Annotated in this window: 7 protein-coding genes; 5 read left to right on the top strand and 2 right to left on the bottom strand. The window is 58.3% G+C overall.

Annotation, left to right across the window (positions count from 1 at the left end; all coding sequences use genetic code 11):
- Positions 1 to 462 (bottom strand): esterase/lipase family protein (locus PMI30_RS25565; RefSeq protein WP_007896279.1); only part of this gene is annotated, 462 nt, incomplete at its 3' end.
- 337 nt (positions 463 to 799) lie between these two features.
- Between PMI30_RS25565 and PMI30_RS25570 the strand changes: the two genes are divergently transcribed.
- Positions 800 to 1,852 (top strand): hypothetical protein, encoded by a 1,053-nt coding sequence (locus tag PMI30_RS25570; protein WP_008006217.1) that lies wholly within the window; start codon positions 800 to 802, stop codon positions 1,850 to 1,852.
- A gap of 60 nt (positions 1,853 to 1,912) precedes the next feature.
- Here the strand turns inward: PMI30_RS25570 and PMI30_RS25575 are convergent, their stop codons facing one another.
- A complete protein-coding gene (locus PMI30_RS25575) occupies positions 1,913 to 3,001 on the bottom strand; it encodes a 3-deoxy-7-phosphoheptulonate synthase (RefSeq protein WP_008006215.1) in 1,089 nt (362 codons plus the stop codon).
- 629 nt (positions 3,002 to 3,630) lie between these two features.
- Here PMI30_RS25575 and PMI30_RS25580 point away from each other — a divergent pair.
- From PMI30_RS25580 to uvrC, 4 genes are all read left to right on the top strand, one after another.
- Positions 3,631 to 4,389: a carbon-nitrogen hydrolase family protein gene (locus PMI30_RS25580; protein ID WP_008006214.1), complete on the top strand. Its 759-nt coding sequence runs from the start codon at positions 3,631 to 3,633 to the stop codon at positions 4,387 to 4,389.
- A complete protein-coding gene (locus PMI30_RS25585) occupies positions 4,390 to 4,833 on the top strand; it encodes a GNAT family N-acetyltransferase (protein ID WP_008006211.1) in 444 nt (147 codons plus the stop codon).
- Positions 4,834 to 4,960: 127 nt separating this feature from the next.
- Positions 4,961 to 5,602: a response regulator transcription factor GacA gene (gene gacA / locus PMI30_RS25590; RefSeq protein WP_008015884.1), complete on the top strand. Its 642-nt coding sequence runs from the start codon at positions 4,961 to 4,963 to the stop codon at positions 5,600 to 5,602.
- Between the two features lie 2 nt (positions 5,603 to 5,604).
- Entirely contained in the window at positions 5,605 to 7,428 is a 1,824-nt protein-coding gene (uvrC, locus tag PMI30_RS25595; RefSeq protein WP_008006209.1) for an excinuclease ABC subunit UvrC, read from the top strand.
- Positions 7,429 to 7,434: the final 6 nt, after the last annotated feature.

The raw sequence follows: 7,434 nt of genomic DNA, 5'->3' as shown, positions 1-7,434 counted from the left end.
TGGCAGGTGCCGGCTGCCACTGAGCAACGACAGGAAGTCGGCGAACAGGGTGGCCACCGCTCCGGCGACCTGTTCCGGCAGGCGCCCGGGCGTCAGCGCCTTGCGCAGGAAGTCGGCCAGTTCCGAGCCATGGTTCGGCCCGCTGACCGATGTCACCGAAGCGACTACCTCTGGCGCCAGCGCCCCCGCATACCGTGCAGCCAGTGCGCCCTGACTGTGACCGATCAGGTTGACTTTGCTTGCACCGGTTCCTTGCAATACCCGGTCGATCTGCGCCAACAGTTGTTCGCCACGGGTTTCATTACTGTGGGTGGCCGACAGGTGTGGGATGAAAACCCTCGCGCCGGCACTTCTCAGGGCCAGTTTGACGTCATGGAACAGTTCCAGATTGCCGATGCGATCGAAGCCGAAGAGCCCATGGACCAGCAGGATCGGATACTGAGTGGTTGCATTCCGTAGCATGTTCATTCCTTTTTCGCAGTAGGTCGGGTGTGTGCTCAAGGGCGCACTCTAAAGCACACCGCCTGCTCGGCGATGTATGAAAAAGCCGCTGTAACCTGATGAAAACGGAATAGAAGTTGTACGAAAGCTCGAATGAGCATGAGGTCTTGGTCGGAATATCCGGACATCTTTTTAGCGATGACTGCACGTTTCCTCGCAACGACCTACTTCTGAAACGTCCTTTTACCGTACAAGCCGACGCGATTGTCCGGCAGCGCGAATCAGCCCCGCGGGTTTCAATAGGCTTCGTTCGATGCCGACCGCAAGGCGGCATTTATTCCAAGGACTGGAGCGTTGAATGACTACTTATGAAGCAGAGAACTTGAATGTTGTAGAGCACTGCATGGCGGCACCACAGTTGGATCAGGCGGATAACGCCATGCTCGATCCATCCGACCATAAGGCCATTATTACCGTCTCTCCTTACCCGGGCATGGCCTGCGGAGACAAACTGGTCATGTTCTGGTCAGGTATCGATTCAGAGGGTGTTGCGTATCGGCATGAGGTATCGCGTTTTGTCAGCGAAGCTCAAGTGGGCAGTGCGATTGTCTTTTGTGTGTCGGCCGTACACATCGCCGCACTGGACGGCGGGTCACTCGAGGTCTATTACACCCTCTACACTGCGCGCCTTCAGGAACCTGTGGCGTCCGGGCGTTTATACCTGAACGTCGGTGATGCCCGGCCAGATTTGCTGCCTGTGATTGTGAACGATGAGGTGGGCGGCACGCTCGATCCGGACAGAGTCGGGGAGGGCGCGCGCGTAACCATCAGGCCGTACGCCCGGATGGCGGTCGGAGATCGGGTCTTGCTGTCCTGGGCAGGTGTGACACCACAAGCGAGTTTCAATGACACATTGAAAATCGAATCCTTTGCAGTTGGCGGCGAACTGTCCTTTTGGGTAAGTCCCGACTGTATTGCCCCCAATCTCGGGGCAGCCGTTACGATCAGTTACCGCGTCGAGCAGAATGGGCACGCGTCACGCTTCTCGGAGCCTGCACGGCTGTTGATCGGCCCGCTGGAACGAGGACCGCTTTTGCCACCTGCCGTGCTGGAAGCCGATGAGGGTTGGCTGGATCTGCAGGATGCGATCGATGGTGTCACCGTCGTGATCGACAATGCTCAGGCCGAAGAGGGGGAACTGGTCTATCTGAAATGTGACGGGGAGCATTTCAATCATCGCGATGATCGTGAAATTTCCAGGGAAATGGCCGGTCAACCGCTGGTATTTATCGTCCCCTACCGGTTTTGGCGCGAGCATCGGGACTTGACGGTCCGGGTAGCCTATTCGGTCGAGCGTCTCGACGATGTGAGCCAGCAGTCCGAAGCCACGTTGGTGCAAGTGCACTCGTAAACCTGTTTTAACGTCAACCGCCTTCCGGTATTCGATTGAAAACCGGAAGGCGGGCACGGGTCACTTTGGCTGTTGAGTATGGCGCTGCGAACGAAGTCGCTCGGCTGCCTGCAGCAACAACTGTTCTGTCCCGGTCCAGCCAAGGCAGCCGTCCGTTACCGACACCCCGTAACGCAACGACGGGCTCAACGGTTGGCAGCCTTCGAACAGATGACTCTCAATCATCATGCCGACCAGCGAACGATCACCTTGCAGGCGTTGTTCAAGCACGTCGTTGAACACGGCTGGCTGGCGCAATGGGTCTTTACCGCTGTTAGCGTGGCTGCAGTCGACCATGATCCGCGCCGGGATTTTGAGTCTGGTCAAATCGCTGTGCACTTGAGCGATGCTGTCGCGGTCGTAGTTCGGCCCGCGATGGCCTCCACGCAGAACCAGGTGGGTGTCGGGGTTGCCCGGCGTCTGAATAATTGCAGGGTGCCCTTGGCTATCGACGCCGAAATGACGATGCGGATGAGCGGCCGAGCGCATGGCATCGCTGGCGACAGCCACACTGCCATCGGTGCCGTTCTTGAACCCGACCGGCATGCCCAGGCCGCTGGCCATTTCCCGGTGAATCTGTGATTCGGTGGTACGGGCGCCAATCGCGACCCAGCTCAGCAGGTCGTCGAAGTAGCCGGCGGCCATCGGTTGCAGCAGCTCGGTGGCAACGGGTAAGCCCAGCTGGAGCATTTCGCGCATCAATTCGCGGGACAGCGTCAAACCGCCCGCCATGTCGTCGCTGCCATCCAGATGCGGGTCGTAGGCCAGGCCTTTCCAGCCGACCGTGGTGCGGGGCTTTTCGACATAAGCGCGCATTACCAGCAACATCTCATCGCTGACTTCAGCAGCCAGCCGGGCCAGGTTGGCGGCGTATTCGAGGGCTGAACGTGGGTCGTGAATCGAGCAGGGACCGACGATGACCAGCAGACGGGAGTCTTCACCGTTGAGGATCGCGCGAACCGCCTGACGGTGGTCGGCGACTTGCCGGGTCAGGGCATTGCTGAGGGGTAATTGTTGTTTGAGCTGCAATGAGCTGGGCAGACGCAAGGTCAGCGCTTCATTGGCAGGGTTCAAGGTGGATAGCGGCAGAGCAGAGATGGACGAGTTCATATTCGGGCTTCCTGGGCTGGCGGCGGGTTCGTTCCCGCGCGCTCGGCCCTACTGGGGTGTTCGACAATTGGCCGGATTGGCTGCGTGTGTGTGCTTGCCACCTGTGGGTGACCGATCGGAGGCGGCAGGCTGTCCCGAGCGGAGGCTGGTAAATCGCCAGGCGGTAAAACTGTCGTAACGGTAATAAGTGGCGTAGTTCATGTCGTGAATCCTCAAATTGTCTGGTGTGACGCTAAAAATGTTCAGGGCTGAAAAAACAAAACCCCCGGTCGGGAGGCCGACCGGGGGTTGAGAATTCTCTGGTGGCGACCCGTTTAAAGTGGGCGCCGTGTGGGTATCAGGCGCGCCAGTGGCTAAACCAATACCCAAAATAAAAGCTGACCGAAGCACAAACGTCACTCGCCCGGGCAGCCGCAACCGAGCGCGGGGCGCTGGCGGTACGAAGCTGTGAGAGGGCGTTGAGCATGGTCTGTCTCCGATGAATGCGCCGAGCTTACTAGAGGCCGGTACGCGGATTCAATCAGAAAATGCTATCGATGATCATGGGCTTTTCTATCGCTTGAGTACCTCGGGTGTTGTGACACACTTTGCGCTGCGCCCAATAACCACAACGTCACAAGGACGAAACCATGACGACACTGACCATTGCCGCCGCTCAATCGATCTCCATCGCCGGTGATCTTGCCGCCAATATGGCCTGGCATCAGCGCTTCATGCAGGTTGCTGCAGAGCAGGGCGTGCAATTGCTGGTGTTTCCTGAGTTGTCGCTGACCGGCTATGAGCGTGGTCTGGCAGCGGAGTTGGCCATCGCGCCAGACGCCAGGGAGTTGCAACCGTTGCGCGATTTCGCGCGGGAAGTCGGTGTGACCACTGTCGTCGGGATGCCGATTCGTCTGTCGGACGCTTCGCCGGTATTGATCGGAGCTCTGGTATTGGGCGCCGATGGTTCGCTTGGGGTTTACAGCAAGCAGCATCTGCACCCGGGCGAGGAGGTGGCGTTTGCTCCGGGAACGGGCGGTTCGACATTGAAGATCGGTACCGACACCGTCGCGTTGGCGGTCTGCGCCGATTTTTCTCACGCCAGTCACGCGGCAGCCGCGGCACGGCAGAGCGCTGATGTTTACGCTGCGGGCGTGTTGATCACAGAAAACGGCTACGCTCCAGATACCGCGCTATTGCAAGGCTATGCTTGTACCCACTCGATGGCGGTTCTGATGGCCAACCATGGTGGCGCAACGGGTGGCTGGGAGTCGGCAGGGCGCAGTGCAATCTGGGCGGCGGACGGGACGTTGATCGTGGCGGCGCCGGGTACGGGGAACCTTATGGTCGTTGCTCGCCGCAATGCTGACGGCTGGCAAGGGCAAATCGTGGCTGTGGCGGAGGCTTGAATGGGCTTCGAATTGCGTCCGGCAACGTCTCTGGATCTGGACTTTGCTCGTGATCTGACTTGTCGAAATATGCTTCGCTACTACATTCAACATGAGCTGTTGTGGCTGGACGAGGCCTTCGATGTCGCTTGGGAGGGGCGCGAAAACTGGCTGATTGTGCGTGATGACACGTTGATGGGGTATATCAGCCTGAGCCGTGACGCCAGAGCCTTGTATATCCGCGAATTGCATATGCTTGAAGCGTTCCAGGGGCAGGGCGCCGGTTCCTGGGCGATCGATCAGGTATTCGCCATGGCATGCAAGGAACGACGCCCGGCATTGCGTCTGACCGTTTTTGAAAATAATCCGGCAAAAATACTTTACGAGAGAAAGGGCTTGAAGGTGGTCGGCAAGGACCAGTGTTTCCTGAGAATGCAGCGTGATATCAATGAACTGCATCGCTGAAACACACAGCTGGCAAGCCTTGCCAGATGAATTGACACTTTTTATATGCGGCTTGCCGCTAGGTCTGCCAGTTGCTTTTTGCTAAGGTGTCCGGCAACCCAATAAGACCAAATCGCGAGGTGTCTGCTTGATTAGGGTGCTAGTAGTCGATGACCATGATCTCGTTCGTACAGGCATTACACGAATGCTGGCTGACATCGATGGCCTGCAAGTAGTCGGCCAGGCTGAGTCAGGGGAGGAATCCCTGCTTAAAGCGCGTGAGTTGAAACCTGATGTGGTGCTGATGGACGTCAAGATGCCCGGGATCGGCGGTCTTGAAGCCACGCGCAAATTATTGCGCAGTCATCCGGACATCAAAGTCGTCGCGGTCACCGTGTGCGAAGAAGATCCGTTTCCTACCCGGCTGTTACAGGCAGGTGCCGCGGGTTACCTGACCAAGGGCGCCGGATTGCCGGAAATGGTCCAGGCCATTCGCCTGGTGTTTGCCGGGCAACGCTACATCAGCCCGCAGATTGCCCAGCAACTGGCGATCAAGTCGTTCCAGCCAACCAATGATTCGCCCTTCGACGCCTTGTCGGAGCGGGAAATCCAGATTGCGTTGATGATTGTCGGTTGTCAGAAAGTGCAGATCATTTCCGACAAACTGTGCCTGTCGCCAAAAACAGTGAATACCTACCGTTACCGTATTTTCGAGAAGCTTTCGATCAGCAGCGATGTCGAGTTGACGCTGTTGGCGGTTCGTCACGGCATGGTTGATGCCAGCCTCTGAAAATGACTGAAACCTTCGATCCAAGTGCTTTTCTGTCGACGGTCAGTGGGCGGCCGGGCGTCTATCGCATGTTCGACAGCGATGCGCGGCTGCTTTATGTCGGCAAAGCCAAAAATCTCAAGAAGCGTTTGGCGAGCTACTTCCGCAAAGCCGGTCTTGCCCCCAAGACTGCTGCGCTGGTGGGCCGTATCGCCCAGGTCGAAACCACCATCACGGCCAACGAAACCGAAGCCTTGCTGCTTGAACAGACGCTGATCAAGGAATGGCGTCCGCCGTACAACATCCTGCTGCGCGACGACAAATCCTACCCTTACGTCTTTCTCTCGGATGGTCAGTTCCCACGCTTGAGCATCCATCGGGGAGCGAAGAAGGCCAAGGGCAAATATTTCGGCCCTTATCCCAGCGCCGGTGCGATTCGCGAAAGCCTGAGTCTGCTGCAAAAGGCTTTTTTTGTTCGTCAGTGTGAAGACAGTTTTTACAAGAACCGCGCTCGACCTTGCCTGCAATACCAGATCAAGCGCTGCAAGGCGCCGTGTGTGGGTCTGGTGGAGCCCGAGGTGTATGCCGAAGATGTACGCCACTCGGTGATGTTTCTTGAAGGGCGCAGCAACGCCCTGGCGGACGAGTTGTCTGCGGCCATGGAGGAGGCGGCGGTCAATCTCGAGTTCGAGCGCGCCGCCGAGCTGCGTGACCAGATCTCATTGCTGCGTCGGGTCCAGGACCAGCAAAGCATGGAAGGCGGGACGGGCGATGTCGATGTGATTGCGGCGTTCGTCAATCCAGGTGGCGCCTGCGTGCACTTGATCAGCGTGCGCGGTGGCCGGGTGTTGGGGAGCAAGAACTTCTTTCCGCAGGTGGGTATCGAGGAAGACGTTTCCGAAGTCATGGCAGCGTTTCTCGGCCAATACTTCATCAGCAGTCCAGAACGCGACTTGCCGAGCGAGCTGATCGTCAACGTGGTTCACGAAGACTTTCCGACCCTGATCGCAGCCATCGAAGAGTTGCGCGGTCGTGAATTGACCATCAGCCATCGAGTGCGCGGTACCCGAGCGCGCTGGCAGCAATTGGCGGTCACCAATGCCGAGCAGGCGTTGGGCGCGCGTCTGGCTAACCGGCAACACGTTTCGGCACGTTTCGATGCCTTGGCCGAAGTGCTGAAACTGGACGAGCCACCGCAACGTCTTGAGTGCTACGACATCAGCCATTCCAGCGGTGAGGCCACTGTGGCCTCCTGTGTAGTGTTCGGACCGGAAGGCCCGATCAAGTCCGACTACCGCCGCTACAACATTGAAGGCGTTACGCCGGGCGACGACTATGCCGCGATGCACCAGGCCCTGACCCGACGCTTCAGCAAATTGAAGGACGGCGAGGGCAAGTTGCCGGACATCCTGCTGGTCGACGGCGGTAAAGGTCAGCTGTCCATGGCCCGTGACGTGCTTAACGAATTGGCCGTGCCAGACCTGATTCTGCTGGGCGTTGCCAAGGGCGCGACGCGCAAGGCGGGTTTCGAAACCCTGTACCTCAACGACGCGGCCCATGAATTCACCTTGCGCGGCGATTCCCCCGCGTTGCATTTGATCCAGCAGATCCGCGACGAAGCTCACCGTTTCGCGATTACCGGGCACCGCGCACGTCGCGGGAAAACTCGTCGCACGTCCACACTTGAGGGCGTTGCCGGTGTCGGACCGACACGTCGGCGCGATTTGTTGAAACATTTTGGTGGATTGCAGGAGCTGTCTCGTGCCAGCATCGAAGAGATCGCCAAAGCACCCGGGATCAGTAAAAAGCTCGCAGAGTTGATTTATGCAAATCTGCACAGCGAGTAGAATGCC

It is taken from the genome of Pseudomonas sp. GM50 (genome assembly GCF_000282375.1).
Classification (GTDB): domain Bacteria; phylum Pseudomonadota; class Gammaproteobacteria; order Pseudomonadales; family Pseudomonadaceae; genus Aquipseudomonas.
Note: the sequence above shows the minus strand (reverse complement) of the source record. Positions and strands in the feature narration are given on the sequence as shown.